This window comes from Leptolyngbya sp. Heron Island J (assembly GCF_000482245.1).
GTDB lineage: Bacteria > Cyanobacteriota > Cyanobacteriia > Phormidesmidales > Phormidesmidaceae > Leptothoe.
Map to the genome: position 1 here is coordinate 40,889 of NZ_AWNH01000098.1, position 17,544 is coordinate 58,432.

Genomic DNA, 17,544 nt, shown 5'->3' on the forward strand with positions numbered 1-17,544 from the left:
AAGAACGGTATGGTGATGACTGCCCTTAGTCATCTCCCCAATGCTAGAAAGCATCATCTGGATACTCCTCACAGGCTTTTTCGCCGGACAGCTCGCTCGCAGGCTCAAAGCTCCAGCCCTGGTCGGCATGGTTCTCGCAGGCATCTTGCTCGGGCCTCAGGTTGCCAACCGACTCAGTCCTGGAGTACTAAATGCTGCCGACTCCCTGCGCACCATCGCCGTCATGGTGATCCTGATGAAAGCGGGGCTGGGGCTAGATCGCGACAAATTAGCCCAGCAAGGTACCGTCGCCCTGCGCCTTGGCTTCTTGCCCGCCACCTGCGAAGCCATCGCCGTTGCCCTAGCCGCTATCTGGCTTTTCCAATTTGATTTAGCCACCGGCCTCCTGCTCGGCTGCATCCTCGGAGCAGAATCTCCCGCCGTCATCGTGCCCGGCATGCTACGGCTCAAGAGCCTGGGCTGGGGCGTCAAAAAAGGCATTCCCGACGCTATTTTGACCGGCAGTGCCCTGTCCGATGTGCTGCTATTGCTGGTGTTTAGTCTATTGTTAGCCTTTCTCACCCAAGAAACCGCTACAGGGATGACATTGGGCAGTCTCAGTCTCAGTCCTGTACAACTACTACCGCTACAGGTTGTTCTACAAGTCAGTTTAGGAATTCTGTTAGGCTGGCTCACTGCTCGTTTCTTAGTGATATTGCTAGCCAAACAAAACTGGACCCAGAATGCTGTCCAAGATGGCCTTGTTGCCGCCAGTGTTGCATTATTGCTTGTTGTCCTTGCAGAACATATTCCCCTTTTCTCTGGTTATTTAGCCGTTATGGCCACCGGATTCTTTCTGATTGAACTAGACGCTCCCCTAGCAAGGCGACTCAGAGAAGGGTTCAACAGTCTATGGATTATCGCTGAGATTATCTTGTTTGTGTTGTTGGGAGCCAGTATTCAGCTCAATGTGTTAGAGGATACTCTCCTCGTTGGGCTGTTAATATTAGCCATCGGCACATTCGTGGGACGATCTCTCGGTTGGTATCTCGCTACGTTAGGCAGCAACTGGACTAGCAGAGAACGCCTGTTTTTACTCTCAGGCAATTCTGCAAAAGCTACGGTACAAGCAGCGATTGGAGCGATTCCCCTAGCGCAAGGTGTTACTGGAGGCGACACAATTCTTGCCCTAGCGGCCCTATCGATTTTAGTTACAGCTCCCTTAGGTGCCTGGGCCATTCCCACCTTTGCACCTAAGCTGTTAGAACGGGGTGAGGTAGACCCAACCAAAGTCTCTGTAAATCGCCATATTGTTCTGCTGGCAGCAGTTGACACCTCTCCGCTAGCTGAGCAAGTTCTCACAAAAGCAGCTGACCTGGCCCGTCGATGTGATGGTGATGTAGTGGTTTTACATGTCTCGCGTATTGACGATCCTCAAGGTATCAAATACTTAAAACAACAGGCTAAACAACACTTAGCCGACATTCGCCACCAGTTTATTACTACATCTGGGGCCATCCCAACGGAAATTCTACGCATCGCTCAAGACTACGGAACAGCCGAAATTGTCATGGGTAAGCGAGGACATCGCTATCTAGAAAACTTTCTCGTTGGCTCCGTTTCACGCACAGTCGTAGAAACTAGCCCTCTACCAGTTGTCATTGTAGAAGCAACGTCAAAGTAAAGTTTAGCGGGCAATGGTTTTCTGCTGCAACCATTCTATGAATGCTGCGCGAGCCATTTCGCCTGATGCCAGTGCCAGTATAATAGTCTCTTGTTCGTTTACCGACGCGCCAATTTCTGCACCATTCAAAATCAGGAAAGTTTCCAATGCCCCATGCCCTACACGTTTGTTTCCATCTATGAACGGATGATTGATAATGATGGCCAATCCTAGGGCGGCTGATTTTTCCAGTAGGCTTGGGTAAAGCTCCTCTCCTCCAAAAATCATTTTGGGTTGAGTAATCGCTGATGCCAATAAACCAAAATCTCGAATACCTAATGCTCCCCCAGATTGTTCAATTATCCTGCAATGTAGCTCTAATACTTCGATTAGCGTTAGATAACGCATCATGCTAAACGCTGATACAGTTCAGCATTTTTCTCCAGGACATAATCAGCTGCGTTGACGAAATCAGTGTTCTGAGAACTTATCCAGTTTTCTAAGCTGGAGCGTAAAAGCACCTCAAGAGGAATACCATGGGCGTTGGCTAACTCTTGTAGGTTTTTTAGATGGCTATCTGGAAGCTCAATGGTGATGGAAGCCATAGGTATTAAATGGGTGACTTGCCTATGTAAAGGATATCATTTGTACCTGAGCAGCTAGTTTGTTATGCAGGTGATATGAACTGTCGTCGTCTCGGATACTCAAAAATAGTTAGCTCTTATATTAGCGCTGCTGTCTAACGCCAGCCTCAGCCGCTGCGAGCGTAGCGAGCGGTCGGGCTGAAGGCGTTCGTTAGGCGATTGATTGCGGGTTGATTTGGTGCCTGGAAAATAATTCTATCCCGACCCCTTTAATTCCGAAAGGATTGTCCGTTCGACCGCTTACTTAGGGCAGATAATTGCTCTAAATCTAGTTCGTAAATATACGTTTTGCCCGATTTGCCAGAAAATTCCTTGAGAAGTGGAGAATAAAAATCACCTTTAACTGAAAATCCTAAATGGTTATAGAAACCATAATTACTTTCAGCATCGGTCTCAAGCACCACCTTTTTTACTTCATTTTCAACACAAGATTCGATGAAAGTATTTACAAGTTCTTTTCCCCATCCTTTCCCCTGGCTATCTGGATCGACTACCAATAGTAAAATTTCACTATCTATCTCATTTTCAGCTTTCCTCCTGTTTGTTTCATGAAGGTAGATCTTATGGAAATAGGATAGTTTTCTTTTTAAGGACACACCTGGAATGAAAAACAATTTGCTCATGATCTTTAGTTGACCGACAAGTCCACTGTAATCTGATTTTCTTCGTGGTAGATTTTCCACTCTTCCAAACAAAAAACCACATGGCTTTTTGTTTACATCAACTACTTTAATGAAATTACTTAGTGCCAATGGACTGGCGACATATATTTGCGAAAAGACCTTAGCGAGTTCTGGTGGGTAAAAATGCTTATCAAAATGCCAAACTCTATTTACGAGATATTGACAATATTCAAAATCTGACTCTCTGTAATTTCGAATCATTTGCTTCTCCTTTATTTTTTTGCTGTCTAACGCCCCGGTTCACCCGTGGCAGATTATTTCAATATATTCGCTGATCAACTGTACTCCATCGGGTGCAACCGGATAGTTAGGCGGAGATCGTAGAGGTAGGCTCCACTTCAGGCCGAGTCAACAGATAATCAACAACAGGCGTCACGACCCCGCTAGGGGGGGATAGACATGCCTTGGCATCTCCTGTCTTAGCGTCTCTGACGATGCCTTGACACAGCCCCCCTTAGGCTAAAGTGGCAGCGCCTTCCGGTTCCTAGCCTTTCTCGCTTGGACCCAGTCAAAGAGGTTGCCGACTGCCTTCTTCAGTACGCCTAAGCGCACGGGATAGTAGTAGTCAGATTCGAACCAGCCCTTGTCTTTGTAGTATCGGTAGTCACAGTTGGTATCATCGAGCTCCAGTCGCATACTCGTTCGGGCCATCCTGAAACCCATGAGCTTGAACAACGTTGGCACCGGATAATCCAACTTAATTAGTCGTTTGTAGAACCGCTTACTATGCCTCGCAATCGCCCTGTCTATCTTCAGTTTTTCCGTCTCTGTCATCGGCTCAAGCGCCGTGAGACAACTCCCTTTGACAGTGTTGAATCCCAGAACTTTGCCGACCCAATCGAGGTAGCGTACAATCTTGTTGCCGCCGCAGATGCCTTGGGTAACAATGCTAGTGAAGGTCTTCCCGAAGAAGCGTGGGCGATGGCAGATAAAGGCAAGCCTGTCGAGGAATATCTTCATGATGGCGGAGACCTGGAACGCGTAGTTCGGAGATGCGAAGACCACGCCATCAGACGCCATCATTTTCTTGATGAGCACATCCCGGTCATCCTTCAAGGGACAGAACTCCTCACCCTTCTCAAAGCACAGCTTACAACCTCTACAAGTTCCAAGTTGATAATCGCTGAGGGCGACGATCTCGCACTCAACATCACCTAGCGATTGCAGGTGATCCATGAATTTGCGGACGGCGTTGTATGTGTGCTTCTTTCGGGCGCTTCCAACGAACGCAGTGACTCTCTTCATGGGCTGACCTCCACAATCTCTCTCCATGCCTATAATTTCATCGAGTTGAGCGGCGCACTCAGAGACAAAAATATACCTCCTTCTTACATTTTGATCCTGGAACAAAAAGGTGAGGATTTTGTGAGGAAGGTAAAGCAACTGGCAGGATCTTGGCTAGATCAAGTCAATAATGGGAAATAGATTTTTACAGCAATTGTCGGTGCCGCATAACTACTATATATACGGAAACTTTCTGGATAATACCTTTCAGACCGGAGTTATCCAGAAAGTTTCTGGATAACTCCCTATAAGCATATCGCCTAGAAAGTTTCTGGATAACACTCTCAGAGTCGTAGTTATCCAGAAAGCTTAACGTCTCTTTTACTAGTTCAAATACTATTGAGCCCACTAAACAATCACACCCATGATGAGTGATGATTTAGTGGATCGCTAAGAATGTTCTTGCCCATTGGGGTCAATATCTGCTGTTTTTGACAGCTAAACCAGAGAAATGAGAATTTTCCAGGTCAGAAGTATCCCCTAAGCGCCTTGATAACAGAGTCATACAGCCCATAACAGCCTGCTTGACGAAAGCCTAACCCCCAGTCTACAGTGACTCAATGCTGCAAGTGCAGCTGTTCTACTAGAACCTAATAACTTGGCACCATCGGTAGGTGCTGCTACACCTAACCGATGGCTGACCCGCGGATTCCAGAGCAATCCTTGGGCTGGGCTTATTATGCCTCAACCCCTGCGATTTGCCATGCATCGCGGGGGCTGAGCTGTTGGGTTCTGGCTTTCCTTATCGTTTCTCTGGAGAACCAGAACCATGTTTCAAGACCCAACCCAGGGCGCAAATGCGCTCACTCGTCAACCTACTCCGCTGCCAGAATCTTCCTACGAAACCGGACGGCATTTGCTGCTGGGCAGTTTGACCTTTGTGCAAACCACCATCAAGCTACTGCATAAACTCAACTATACCGAACCCAACGACTGGAGCCGTCCACTACCCACCGGGCGACCCAATGAAGTGATGGCGATTTTGACCAAAAAGGTGAAGATTAGCTAGGGCTATGCGATCGCACTGTCTCAGGAGGGTGCGATCGCTCTTTAGACACCTGAAGCGGATAGCCCTGTAACGCTAGTATATGGATAGCCATCCACCGGCAATAGAGGGTTCAAGGCATGCGCACACTCACCAAATGGTCAGTCGCAGATTACCAGCACATGAGAGATTTAGGCATTCTCGATCACCGCCGCTGCGAACTCATCAACGGAGAAATTTGGGACACGGCTCCAGAGGGTACATTTCATCGATTCATTAACGATCGCGGTGCCGAGTACCTCAGACGAGTTCTGCAAGGTCAAGCCAAGGTTTTTGAAGCTCATCCCATTACTCTTGCTGACTCTGAACCACAGCCAGACGTTTCTATTGTTCGGCTACCTGATACTCGCTATCTAGAGCGTCATCCTTATCCAGAGGATATCTACTGGCTGGTCGAAGTAGCAGACACCACTCTCTCCTATGATTTGGATACCAAACGTAAGCTTTATGCGTCAGCAGGCATCCAAGAATATTGGGTCATTGACGTAACCAAAAGACAATTGACCGTATTTAGAGACTTACAAAACGGTGATTTTCTAACTCAAAATACGAGCAGCGATGGAATTATTTATCCAATTGCTTTTCCCGATGTAGCAATTGAGATTCAAAAATTAGTCAGCATTCCCGAATAATCATCTGACCAGCTTTTATTCTTTTATACAGATAAAACTTTACCTCGCAAATCACCAGGACCATCCACACCGTAACGCTTTAGCATGGTCGGTGTAATATCATACAGTTGCGCATTCTCTAACACTTGTCCGCCCTTAGGCTCCTTTGGATCGTGGAAAATCATCAGTCCATACTGAGCATGGTTAGCATCGTCTGGCCCAGTATCATTCCCCTTGGCATATAGCTCCCCTGTACCTACACTACCCACAGACCGCCATGCCAGCCAATCAAAATACACCAGCAAATCTGGAGCCATTCCCCGCACCTTTTGATAAGTCTCCTGAGGCACATAGGCCTTCACCTCCATGGGAGAACCATCGGGGTACGTAATCGCCTCTAATTCCTCAATCAGCTGCTTACGAAATTCTCTAAACTCTTTTAGTGGAATTGTTCCCTGAGGTTCTCGTCCCTGAATATTCAAAAAGATCCTAGCGTAGTAACCACCTGCACCCCAGACCTTAGTTTTCTCCCAATCCACCTCAACCTTATCCAGGGCAGTCGGTTCGCTTGGTTTCTCTTTGAGCGTGAGATATCCCTTGTCCATCAGCCATTCATTGATGCAGATGCCCCCCATTAGCGGCTGCGCTCCATGGTCGGATACGACAAGAACAGCCGTATCTTCATCACACTGAGCCAGTAGCTGCCCTACCCGTTCATCCACATGACAGTAGTAGTCATGAATCGCGGTGGAGAATGGCATATCCGGCTGATAGTCTGGATGGCGCGGGTCCATCGGCTTCCAAAAGGCATGGTGAATGCGATCTACACCCATATCCACCAGCATCAAAAAGTCTGGCTGATCTTGGACAATCAGCTTTTCGGCAAGGGTAAAACGCTGGTCACATAGTTTATGAATGTTCGATAGAATTTCCGCCTTATCTTCTGAGCGAAACTCTGGCACATCCATCATGAAATCGGGCATCCAGTTCAGGATCTGGTTGCCTAGTTCCGGTGGATGGGTAAAGGTAACTTGGGGGCTAGGTGTCAGAAAACATGACACCATCGAACCATTCACCTCATAGGGTGGTGATGTACCTGGGACACTCAGAGCTGCCACCTTCCAGCCAGCATCGCCTAAATAATCCCATAGGCGCGGGAAGCGCACAGCTCGACCATCAGCGATGGTCATGTTCTGATAGGCCCGTGTTGCTCGATTACGAAAGCCATAGATACCTAGCTCTCCTGGATCACGCCCGGTCATCATACAGCTCCAGGCGGGGACCGTAATGGCTGGGATCGAACTCTCCAAACGACCGTAACTTCCCTGGCTCATCAGCTGTGAGAGATTTGGCAGATCATCCCGCCATTTCTCAAACACCAGGGAAGGCTCCATGCAGTCAAGGCCAATGATGATCAGGCGAGGAGAAGAAGGCATGGGAAAAACAGCAGCAGCAATAAAAGATGATCGATCGACAAACAAAACCGAGGTTGGGTTGAGGCACGAAACCCAACAATTCCAGCCGTCCCAACATTAACCGAAATTCAATAATTATTCACCGTCTTCCCAAGCCGTCGTCGTAGCACCAGCGTGGCAACTGAAGCAACAACCGCCACCAGCGACAGAATGTGGACCACATTAAACGGTGTGCCAGGAAAGAACCAGGAATCTGTTCTCAGGAATTCAATAAAGAAACGGCCAAAGGGATACCAAACCAAATACAACAGCGATAGGTCACCTGGTCTGAGCTGGTTCGCAAAGCGTTTAGACACCCAATATAAGAACAAAAACCCTAAAAAATTCCACACAGACTCGTATAAAAACAAGGCGTGGAATCGGGTGGCTTCGGGATACGCGATTAAGTCGTTATAGGGGGCTAAACGGTGCTGCAGGTCGATACGTAAACCCAGGGGCCAATTGGTCGGTGGGCCATAAAGTTCTTGGTTGATAAAATTACCCCAACGGCCAATGGCTTGAGCAATGGGCAACCCTACTGCAGCTGCATCTAAATACACCAGTGTGGGCAAACGACGCACCTTGGTAAATAGCCAGAGGGCGATGCTGCCAAAGATAAACGCACCAAAGATATGAATACCACCACCCCAGATTTGTAAAATCTGACCAGGGTTTTGGAGATAGTAGGCGCTATCACCCGACTGGATAAACACATAGTAGAGACGAGCACCGAGAAAGGCTGGGATGAGTACCCAAATCAACATGTCCCAGAAGTCTTCAGGGTTCTTACCACGGCGCTCGATTTCTTTACTGGCAAACCAGGAACCAGTAATTACGGCGGTGGCCATGAGTAAACCATACCAACGCAGTGCAAACGGTCCTATTTCGACAATGGTCGGATCTACTGGGGGATACATATTTACTCTTCTAAATATCCAAGGTCTTTGAGACGGCGACGAACTTCTGGATCGTCAAATCCAGTGGCGCGGGCTTGAGAATATAGCGCCCGATGTTTATCAGCATCTTGACCAAAGACAGAGAGAGAATCTTGTAAGGATTCCACCATCTCTGGAAAAATCTCACTTAGGTCAAGACTCTCGCCAGGATCATCTTGTACGTCATAGAGTTCTGGAGGATTATCCTCGATTTCAATTAGCTTATGGTTACCGACCCACACTGCCCGTCTCGTCTGGTCGCAGGCATGTTGGGAGATAAGTTCAGGCTGACGTTTTTGAATCAGGTTCAGTACGTTTTGTGGGGTGATGGCTTCTGCATAAACACAGTGCTCGGGTTCGATCTCCTCTAGAGTCTTGCCTGTGTTTTGATGCTCCAGGCTGAACTCGGCCTCTTCCGGTGTCGCCAGACCGGCTGCAGCCAGCACCGTCTGGAATAAACAACGGGTGGAAACGACATCTTCGCGTACCGTGCCCCGATCAATCGCATCGTTAGGGTCATGGATAATTAATGGCACTTGCACCAGTTCGTTATAAATCGAGAGACTGTGGCCGATCAGTTGTTTCTCTCCGAGGTGCTCTCCATGATCGGCACAGACAACAATATAGGTATTCTCTAAACGCCCTGACTGTTTTAGCTGCTCTAGGAACTGCCCGACCTGAGCGTCTTGGGCAGCTACCTCAGCATCGTACATGCCATCTAGCGTGTCTTTTTGCTGGCCTCCTAAGGCTCCCATTAGGGGGGCTAGCCAACCGTAGACATCGCTGTTAAACCGACGCAGGTACGTCTGGGCATCGCGATCTTTGAGGACATTGGGGGCAAATTTTTCAATGTACTCGCGAGGGGGATGATAGGGCATGTGGGTGCCCATCAGGTTGATGAAGGTAAAAACGGGCTGAGTTTGATCAACACCTTGACGTTCAATCAACAGTTTGGCGGCATCGTCTAAAGACTTGCGGGTATTTCCTTTAAAGCTGAGGGCTGTTTGCCATAGGGGGACCATCAGCGGTGTAAACGATAATGCCAGCAGCCAGTCAGACCGGGCAAAGGCATCTTGCACTTTGTTGAGGGCCTTGGCAACAATACGTTTGAACAGCTGGCGATATTTATCTAAAAAGCTGGAGGGGATACCGGCTTGATTAGGTCTGGAGCTGAGTAGACCACTGTAGTTGAGAAAGCTGTAAAACCCACGGCGCAGGCCGTTATTGATGACACCAACTAGGGGGTTATTGCAAAAGGCAGCGGTGTAGTAGCCACCGTCTTGCAGCCGCTCTGCCAGGGTTTTAAGGTGGGGTGGCAGCACTGAGTAGGACTGCTGCATCTGATGCTGTGATGGGTATAACCCGGTGAACATGGACGCGTGGGAAGGGATGGTCCATTGGCCGGGTGCGATCGCAACCTTAAACCGAGTTGCCCCTTTAGCAAACGCATCAATATTTGGCGATGTCGGCTTTTCATAGCCATAACACGACAGGCGATCCACACGCTGAGTGTCGAGCACCAAAAAAATGATATCCGGTTGATTTGAAGGCATTGAAGCGCAGGGAGCTTAATGACAAGCAGTACTAGTTCAGTCTAGAGCATCAAGACTCTAAACTACCTGAATGGTGACTGAGTAAAAATTCCTCGACCTGCTTTCGGGTCGGCATAGATGGCTGAGCCCCAGATTTTGTCACCGATAGCGCCGCTACCGCACTGGCCCACACTACTGCTGAACGCAGGGATTTTCCTTCTGCCAGAGCAACGGCTAACCCACCATTAAAGGCATCTCCTGCAGCCACCGTATCCACCACATTCACCTCAAATGCAGGCACATGAAATACCTCTAAATCAGATGCCACCACAGCCCCCTGACTCCCTAATTTGACAATCACAGTCGAGATTCCCCGCTGCCGTAACACCTGCGCAGCCTCCATCGCCGCAGGCACTCCCTTCACCTGCAAACCCACGAGCTGAGACGCTTCTGTTTGATTGGGCGTCAGAATATCCACCAGGCCATAAAACTCTGCAGGCAAATCTGAGCAAGCCGGAGCCGGATCTACAATCACACAATGCTCAGCAGCCCGTTTTGCCGCCGCCTGTACGGCCATCAAGGGAATTTCAAACTGCATTAGCAAAACCGCAGGTTGCGTGCCCAAAGGCAGACGTTCTACATCGGATACATCCACCTTGCCATTGGCCCCAGGCACTACAACAATTTGGTTTTCACCAGCTTCGTCCACATTGATCAATGCCACCCCCGATGGCCCCCGATCGGTCAGGACTAAATTCGTCGCCACATTGGCGGTCTGCAGACTATCGCACAGCGCCACACCAAAACCATCATTACCAACCCGACCCACCATGGTCGTCGGCAGGCCCAGACGAGCCGCCGCCACCGCCTGATTGGCTCCTTTGCCCCCTGGCACCGTGGTAAAGGCTGTACCCAATAATGTTTCTCCAGCCTGAGGCAAACTAGGCACCTGGGCCACCAAGTCCATATTGAGACTGCCAAAGACGATGATAGGCATAGGGTGAGTCGAGATTAGAAAACCATACGCTTAAGGTTCCAAACTACCCCAACTGTCACCTAACCCGGTTAATGGGTCTAAACTCGGGGGAATTTCTTCCTGGGGATCATCTGCTTGCCAGGAATTCGGTGGGCGATCGCTACTCCACGCCCACCAGGCTACACCACATTTACAGTGATAAAACTCTTGCCACTTACGCTTATGGTTGTGGGTATACACAGGGGCTCGGCGATTAATCCAAACAGCCGTGGCTACACTGGCCGATTCACCACAGTGCGGGCAGGAAAACGTCAGGGCATGAGTTGCAGACTCGACCCACTGAGGTGGGTTAGGGGAAAAAGCTTCCATAGATAATTAGGGCGATTCGCTAACGTCTCCTTAAATCAATTATGGTCATGATTTTTAAAAGCGAACCATTCACACCTCGCCCCTTAAATTTTGTGAAAAGACATTAAGAATCTATAGTTAAAACAGGGCGGGCCAGGTGCGTTCCCGGTCAGCTGTAGACCTCTAGCAATAGGCAATTCCCGTGAAGGCAATCACTCTGCTTGGTTCAACTGGCTCCATCGGCACCCAAACCCTGGATATTATTGAGCATCACCCTGACAAATTTCGTTTGGTGGGGATCGCAGCAGGTCGCAATGTGACGCTGTTAGCTGAGCAAGTGCGTCAGTTTAAGCCAGAAATTGTGGCCATCTGTGATGAAAGTAAGCTAGCTGAATTAAAAGAAGCGATCGCAGATGTCGATCCCCAGCCACAAATTTTGGCCGGGGACGATGGCATTGTCGAAGTCGCCCGCTACGGTAACGCAGAAGCCGTTGTGACTGGCATTGTCGGCTGCGCCGGACTACTCCCCACCATTGCCGCCATCGAAGCCGGTAAAGACATTGCTTTAGCCAATAAAGAAACCTTGATTGCCGGTGGCCCAGTCGTTCTACCCTTGGTGGAAAAGCACGGAGTCAAGCTATTGCCCGCAGACTCTGAGCACTCGGCCATTTTCCAATGTATGCAGGGACTGCCTGAAGGTGGCCTACGCCGCATTATCCTGACCGCATCCGGCGGAGCCTTCCGCGACTGGCCGGTTGAAAAACTGAAGCATGTCACCGTGGCCGATGCGGTTAAGCACCCTAACTGGTCCATGGGTCGCAAAATTACCGTAGATTCCGCCACCATGATGAATAAGGGGCTGGAAGTGATTGAGGCCCACTACCTATTTGGCTTGGACTACGACCACATTGATACCCTGATTCATCCCCAAAGCATTATTCACTCACTGATTGAAACCCAGGACACATCAATGCTGGCCCAGCTAGGCTGGCCCGATATGCGACTACCGCTGCTCTATGCCGTTTCCTGGCCCGAGCGAATTTTCACTGACTGGAAGTCCTTAGATTTAGCCCAACTCGCCACCCTCACCTTTAAGGAACCCGACCACGCCAAGTATCCCTGCATCAACCTGGCCTATGAAGCCGGACGAGCAGGCGGTTCCATGACAGCTGTACTCAATGCCGCCAATGAGCAAGCCGTGGCTTTATTCTTGGACGAAAAGATTCATTATCTAGACATTCCTAAGGTGATTGAGAAGGTATGCGATCGCAACCGCGACCACCTCACCGCCACCCCTTCCCTCCAGGACATCCTTGATGCCGACCAGTGGGCCCGCCAGGAAGTGATTAACGTCAGCAATACGCTGATCGAACGTCAGGTTGTAGCCCTAGGCTCATAGGTTAAGATTGGTCAGATTCTAAGAGGAAGTACGACCCATGGGCGACATTGTGGTTGTGATTGGTGCGATCGCTATTTCGATCCTGGTCTTCACCTGGTTAATAAAGGTCGTCAAGGCCACCCTTAAAACAGCCTTTTTAGCAGCCCTAATTTTGTTAGGGCTGCAAATCTTCTTTGGCATCGGCCCCGCCGCCATTTGGGACACCGTCCGCGACTTCATCAGCCAGCAAGCCGGCAACGCCCCCCGGTAGGTTGGGTTGAACAAAACCAAACCCCTCACCACCACACCCACACCTCACCAACCCAACAATCCACCCAACAACATCGTTATCCCCCATCGCACCACCCCGTAGGTTGGGTTGAACAAAACCCAAAATCTCACCACTCAACCCACACCTCACCAACCCAACAATACTCCCCAACATTGTTACCATCGACTGTGCCAGTTTCAACCACAAACAGCAGATTCAAAATAACAACACAGCCATTTGTAGTTTTCTACAAACCCCACCCAAAGCCCAGAAAATAAGACATCTTATCCATTGCAGGCTCAAACCACACTGCAGCCAAAAATAAGCACTCTGAAGTCAACACTTTATATCCCAAACATCGACTATGCCAGTTAAAAAGGCGTAACGATACCATTCGAATATCAAAAACCAGCCCTGTTAAAGTCAAACCGTTGACAGGGTCTCTACCACTTTGTCGAATAGTCCGTCTGAAGTATCAAGCCAACTACATTCAGAACCATACATCACGTTTCTCCCCACATATCTCTCCGTCAGCCTCAACCAATAAAATCTCGGCGTTGCTAAACCCCGGCATGATTCCATCTACAAGCTGCAGATGAATAGCATTGCTGCTAGATCGGTACATCCTCTAAATCAGCAACGGCAAGTCTCAAATTGTTTTAGTTCTTTATCTTCCACATTACAGAATCCAGCAGCCTGGCCAATAATTACCGATATTACAGGGCTGGCAAAAGGTACAGCCTGACTATTCATCATTTTTGAAATCTTCACTATATTGATCATGAAACGCCTTCAAACAACAACAGCTCTATTAATCGCCCTAAGCATGAGTGCAGGCACACTCTCACCCCTGATCACTCCCGCCCCAGTTGTTGCCCAAACCCAAATCCAGTTCACTGATGTTACTGCCAGCCATTGGGCTAGCCAGTTTATCATCAGCCTGGCCGAACAAGAGATCATCGCAGGCTTCCCCGATGGCACATTTCGCCCCGATGAGCCAGTCACCCGTGCCCAGTATGCCGCCATGGTACGCAAAGCCTTTAGCACAAGCTATATACGCAGCTCCACCAGTTTTGTAGATGTCTCAACCAACTTCTGGGCCGCCGGAGCCATTGATGAAGCCTATCGTATGGGTTTTCTATCTGGCTATCCCAACAACGTATTCCAGCCCAATCAAAACATTCCCCGCGCTCAGGTACTAGTCTCCTTAGCCAATGGTCTCGACTATCAAGCGACTACCCTGGCCAGTGCCGACGTTTATCGCGATTCGCAGTCCATTCCTAATTACGCCACTGCCAGTATTGCCGCTGCCACCGAACAACGCATGGTCGTCAACTATCCCGACATCCAGGCATTGCGCCCCAATCAAACCGCCACACGGGCAGATGTAGCCGCCTTTATCTATCAGGCACTAGCCAGCCAGAATCAGGTAGCGACAGTCCAGTCTCCTTATATTGTTCAAGTAAGAAGAACCACAACAACCGCTCAGTCAACCATTACAGAAGGAACAACAATTCCAGTCACTTACACCGACGGAGACAAAATTGTTCTCTTACCCGATGAAACACTGCCCCTCACACTGCAGGTAACAGAAGCGATTCGGGATAATCAAGGCCAGGTACTCATTCCTCGCAACAGCGAAATTATTGGAGAATTACGCCCGATTACTGTCGGGAGCCAGCAAGGCACTCAGTTTATTGCTCAAACTTTGGTATTAGAGAGCGGGCGTCAGCTTGAGCTCCAGGCTCAGTCTAGCGTGATCACCACCACTGAAACCATTCGTCGGGGAGCCAGCGTTGGCGAGGTATTTGCTGGAGCTGTATTAGGTTCTGGAGCTGCTGCCGCCGTTGGTTCGGTAACCGGGGATGATGAGATTCAAACCTGGGAAGTATTGACAGGCACTGTAGCCGGAGCAATCGGTGGACTGTTCTTAGGACGAGAACGAGTAGAAGTGATTTCAGTTAATCCTGATACAGATCTTACACTAACCGTCAACCAGTCTTTAACATTGTCAGAATAAAGAGATTTTTGGTCTGCAAAACACCACAAATCCAATATAAGGGCAATCCTTTATGGTTGCCCTTCAACATTGATAACCACTACACCAACATCTCATCAACCCAACAAATCCAACCCCCATCTACATCAAGGACATCGCGTGAATGATTTTCTAAAATGGTTTATCCTATAGGCTCATAGGTGTTTGGCAAAATCCCATGCTAGCCAACTCTACTACCAATAAGCTACCCGTTGCCCCTGGCGAAAAGCGTGTCGCCCTCAGAGGGCTAGACTGGCTTGCCTACCAGCAGATGAAAGCGTTACTCAATGAACGCACTAGAGCACGGTTAACCTATGATCGCGGCACTTTAGAAATTACGATGCCCTCCGAACCTCATGAGTTCTATGCTCGGCTGATTGAGCTATTTATCCGTATTTTGGTTGTAGAGCTGGGGTTACAGATAAAGACTTTAGGGCCAACCACTCTGGATAGGGAGGATTTAGACCGAGGTTCTGAACCAGACAATGGCTACTACATCCAAAATCAACCCCAAGTCACTGGACGCACAGTTGATTTAGCTGTAGACCCACCGCCAGATTTAGTCGTAGAGGTTGATATTACCCACACGGACATTGATAAGAATGCATTGTATGCAGCGATGGGCGTGCCAGAATTTTGGCGATTTAATGGAAAAGCCTGGCGGATTTATCAGCTGCAGGAGAACACCTATGTAGAGGTCGATCGCTCACCAACATTTCCTATGGTAGCGAAAGAGAAACTCTACGAGTTTTTAGCCGTTTGTCAACAGAACGAAGTAGAAGCCGAAATCAATTTCCGCGCCTGGGCAAGACAACAGAAATCGTAGGTTGGGTTGCTACAAAACCAACCCCATCGCCTACACACTCACATCTCGTCAACCCAACGAATCCGACACCCATCGCTTACATCTCTGCAAAATGATCTAGCAGATCGCGGTGAATAAAGCGATAGCGTCCGCCAATGCGCTGGAGCAAACGACGTTCGGCACAGTAGTTGAGAAAACGGGCATAGTTCCAGGGAGTCTTGCCAGCGCACGTGAGAATAGAACGGAGGACAAAATGTTGAACTAGAGCTAATCACCACCAAGAGAAATACCAAACCACAAAGTGATGACTATCGCTTGGGTCTTTCCCTCGCCCGGTCACCGGCTTGTGGTTGCAGGCTTCCTTGGGCTTTATCAGCTGCTTCACACCCCGTTGTTACCACCGACGCATGGACCGATTGGGAACTAGCCTAGACACTGGCTAGGATGATGTTGTAGCACCATCACTCAATTTGTGCGACTTCGTGTCGCACGAGCTGTGAGCATTTTACAGCCACCCTGATTTTAGTTGCAGGGTGGCTACCTTTTTGGGCGCTTTCCTGACCCACGGCAACGGACGAAAGCGTAAGAACGAAAAACTCCTGGAACCATTGAATTTCCAGGACTCAACACCGTTCAAACTAACTCGTCATTGCCATACCCATAAACCAAAGGAAAACGCCCCATGACCGTACCTTCACAGCCGACTTCCCTACCCGCCGATCTATCCATTACCCTGCCTACTGGCGAAACCATCCGCCATATTCTGCTCGGCAGCCCCGGCGGCATCCGCCAAACTATCCACCTGCTCCACAACCTCAAATACGTCGAGCCCAGCCAGTGGAGCCCTCTCATCGACATCCCCGACCATCAGCTGATTCTCACCCCCGACCAGGGCGACGTCATCAGCATCCTGATGAAACGGTTGTAAGCCATCTCATATCCTCCCCCTTACCAAGCTACCGTGTATACATAAGTCGGAGAATAGCTCTAGAGTTCGAGCCCTCATCCCCCACCCCCTTCTCCCCGTGGGAGAAGGGGAGTCAGCTCAAAGTCCCTCTCCCTGCGGGAGAGGGGTTTGGGGAGAGGGCCAACTCAAGGTATGAAGCATTCAAAGCACTATCTTCTAGATGTGTATACACAGTAGCCCTTACCAAGGGGGAGTTAGAGGGGGTGATACAATCGTAATCGCCATTTTCGATCACTTGTGTGTACACTGTAGCCTTATTTGCCCTCATCCTAAATCCTTCTCTCCGAGGGAGCAGAACTTTGAGGCTACTCTCTAACACGCGCTATCGTCAGACCGTTCTCAATCTTGCTCATACACAGCAGTCAGACTCACATCCACCATCTCAGGGAGAAAAGCCTGTACAGGCACAGCTGCCGCCGTGGTGTCAGGTTCCAAATCGACGACGACATAATCCACAACAGCAAAACGATGGAGAGCCAATACACCAGGAGTATCGACACTTTCAAAAAAAGCAACCCCCTCTACATCCTCGCCTTCAAATGTCGGTAAAAACTCACCCTCTTCGATCACAAAAAACGGCCCACTCGCAGAGCCCATAAATAATGATGGCAGTCCCAAATCAGGACCAACCAGGGATGCCAATTCTTGTGCCAAATCAGCATCTTCAAAGAAAGGAACTAAACGGTCAAAATCTGGATCTGCCTCCAGTTCATCGAAACTGGTAGTGCGAGTCTTTAAGTTGAAGGTTTCGGCACCTACAGTTACGGAAACAACCGGGGGTCTAGAGACGATAGCTGCAATGACAGGCACTGCCGACAGGGTTGCGGTCGTCACCCCTAAACCAACAGTGAGAGCGACAAAAGGCGAGGGAACTGACATTTTGTAAATTCAGTAACAACAGTAAGCTAGTTGACGCACTTACTTCATTGTC

General features: G+C 49.2%; 18 protein-coding genes. 8 read left to right on the forward strand and 10 right to left on the reverse strand.

The genetic code is table 11. The annotated features are described in order from the left end of the window. Positions 1 to 40 precede the first annotated feature (40 nt). Complete coding sequence (locus N836_RS65325) at positions 41 to 1,663, forward strand: cation:proton antiporter (protein ID WP_023075607.1); 1,623 nt, start codon at positions 41 to 43, stop codon at positions 1,661 to 1,663. Positions 1,664 to 1,666: 3 nt separating this feature from the next. Here N836_RS65325 and N836_RS65330 read toward each other — a convergent pair whose 3' ends face one another. The 4 genes from N836_RS65330 to N836_RS65345 all read right to left on the reverse strand — a co-directional run bounded on the left by N836_RS65330 (position 1,667) and on the right by N836_RS65345 (position 4,214). Continuing rightward, entirely contained in the window at positions 1,667 to 2,053 is a 387-nt protein-coding gene (locus N836_RS65330; protein WP_023075608.1) for a type II toxin-antitoxin system death-on-curing family toxin, read from the reverse strand. Then, entirely contained in the window at positions 2,050 to 2,247 is a 198-nt protein-coding gene (locus N836_RS65335) for a hypothetical protein (RefSeq protein WP_023075609.1), read from the reverse strand. Before N836_RS65335 ends, N836_RS65330 begins: the two co-directional genes overlap by 4 nt. Before the next feature lie 248 nt (positions 2,248 to 2,495). After that, the gene (locus tag N836_RS65340) at positions 2,496 to 3,170 is read right to left on the reverse strand and encodes a GNAT family N-acetyltransferase (protein WP_023075610.1); all 675 of its coding nucleotides are present in this window, start codon (positions 3,168 to 3,170) and stop codon (positions 2,496 to 2,498) included. A 258-nt stretch (positions 3,171 to 3,428) separates the two neighbouring features. Then, the gene (locus N836_RS65345; RefSeq protein WP_031293925.1) at positions 3,429 to 4,214 is read right to left on the reverse strand and encodes a flavodoxin family protein; all 786 of its coding nucleotides are present in this window, start codon (positions 4,212 to 4,214) and stop codon (positions 3,429 to 3,431) included. A gap of 808 nt (positions 4,215 to 5,022) precedes the next feature. Here N836_RS65345 and N836_RS65350 point away from each other — a divergent pair. Both N836_RS65350 and N836_RS65355 read left to right on the forward strand, forming a co-directional pair. Next, on the forward strand, positions 5,023 to 5,262 hold the full coding sequence (locus N836_RS65350) for a hypothetical protein (RefSeq protein WP_023075612.1): 240 nt from the start codon (positions 5,023 to 5,025) through the stop codon (positions 5,260 to 5,262). 116 nt (positions 5,263 to 5,378) lie between these two features. After that, positions 5,379 to 5,930, forward strand: coding sequence for a Uma2 family endonuclease (locus N836_RS65355; RefSeq protein ID WP_023075613.1), 552 nt, complete (start codon positions 5,379 to 5,381; stop codon positions 5,928 to 5,930). Between the two features lie 23 nt (positions 5,931 to 5,953). Here the strand turns inward: N836_RS65355 and N836_RS65360 are convergent, their stop codons facing one another. From N836_RS65360 to N836_RS65380, 5 genes are all read right to left on the reverse strand, one after another. Beyond that, complete coding sequence (locus N836_RS65360) at positions 5,954 to 7,345, reverse strand: alkaline phosphatase family protein (protein ID WP_031293926.1); 1,392 nt, start codon at positions 7,343 to 7,345, stop codon at positions 5,954 to 5,956. A gap of 107 nt (positions 7,346 to 7,452) precedes the next feature. After that, the gene (gene lgt, locus N836_RS65365; protein ID WP_023075615.1) at positions 7,453 to 8,280 is read right to left on the reverse strand and encodes a prolipoprotein diacylglyceryl transferase; all 828 of its coding nucleotides are present in this window, start codon (positions 8,278 to 8,280) and stop codon (positions 7,453 to 7,455) included. Positions 8,281 to 8,282: 2 nt separating this feature from the next. Next, positions 8,283 to 9,851, reverse strand: coding sequence for a sulfatase (locus tag N836_RS65370; RefSeq protein WP_023075616.1), 1,569 nt, complete (start codon positions 9,849 to 9,851; stop codon positions 8,283 to 8,285). Between the two features lie 49 nt (positions 9,852 to 9,900). Then, positions 9,901 to 10,827, reverse strand: coding sequence for a ribokinase (gene rbsK / locus N836_RS65375; protein WP_023075617.1), 927 nt, complete (start codon positions 10,825 to 10,827; stop codon positions 9,901 to 9,903). 30 nt (positions 10,828 to 10,857) lie between these two features. Further along, positions 10,858 to 11,175 (reverse strand): hypothetical protein, encoded by a 318-nt coding sequence (locus tag N836_RS65380; RefSeq protein WP_023075618.1) that lies wholly within the window; start codon positions 11,173 to 11,175, stop codon positions 10,858 to 10,860. 181 nt (positions 11,176 to 11,356) lie between these two features. Between N836_RS65380 and dxr the strand changes: the two genes are divergently transcribed. The 5 genes from dxr (at position 11,357) to N836_RS75440 (ending at position 16,574) form a co-directional block, all read left to right on the forward strand. Continuing rightward, positions 11,357 to 12,553 carry a 1-deoxy-D-xylulose-5-phosphate reductoisomerase gene (dxr, locus tag N836_RS65385; protein WP_023075619.1) on the forward strand — a complete coding sequence of 399 codons (1,197 nt, stop codon included), beginning with the start codon at positions 11,357 to 11,359 and terminating at the stop codon, positions 12,551 to 12,553. 37 nt (positions 12,554 to 12,590) lie between these two features. After that, positions 12,591 to 12,803 carry a hypothetical protein gene (locus N836_RS74905; RefSeq protein ID WP_071789090.1) on the forward strand — a complete coding sequence of 71 codons (213 nt, stop codon included), beginning with the start codon at positions 12,591 to 12,593 and terminating at the stop codon, positions 12,801 to 12,803. A 781-nt stretch (positions 12,804 to 13,584) separates the two neighbouring features. Continuing rightward, positions 13,585 to 14,823, forward strand: a complete 1,239-nt coding sequence (locus tag N836_RS65395) for an S-layer homology domain-containing protein (RefSeq protein WP_023075623.1) — start codon at positions 13,585 to 13,587, stop codon at positions 14,821 to 14,823. A gap of 196 nt (positions 14,824 to 15,019) precedes the next feature. Beyond that, the gene (locus N836_RS65400; RefSeq protein WP_023075624.1) at positions 15,020 to 15,667 is read left to right on the forward strand and encodes a Uma2 family endonuclease; all 648 of its coding nucleotides are present in this window, start codon (positions 15,020 to 15,022) and stop codon (positions 15,665 to 15,667) included. A gap of 661 nt (positions 15,668 to 16,328) precedes the next feature. Further along, positions 16,329 to 16,574, forward strand: coding sequence for a hypothetical protein (locus N836_RS75440; protein WP_081716978.1), 246 nt, complete (start codon positions 16,329 to 16,331; stop codon positions 16,572 to 16,574). Positions 16,575 to 16,952: 378 nt separating this feature from the next. Here the strand turns inward: N836_RS75440 and N836_RS65405 are convergent, their stop codons facing one another. Next, on the reverse strand, positions 16,953 to 17,492 hold the full coding sequence (locus N836_RS65405) for a hypothetical protein (RefSeq protein ID WP_023075627.1): 540 nt from the start codon (positions 17,490 to 17,492) through the stop codon (positions 16,953 to 16,955). Between the last annotated feature and the right edge of the window lie 52 nt (positions 17,493 to 17,544).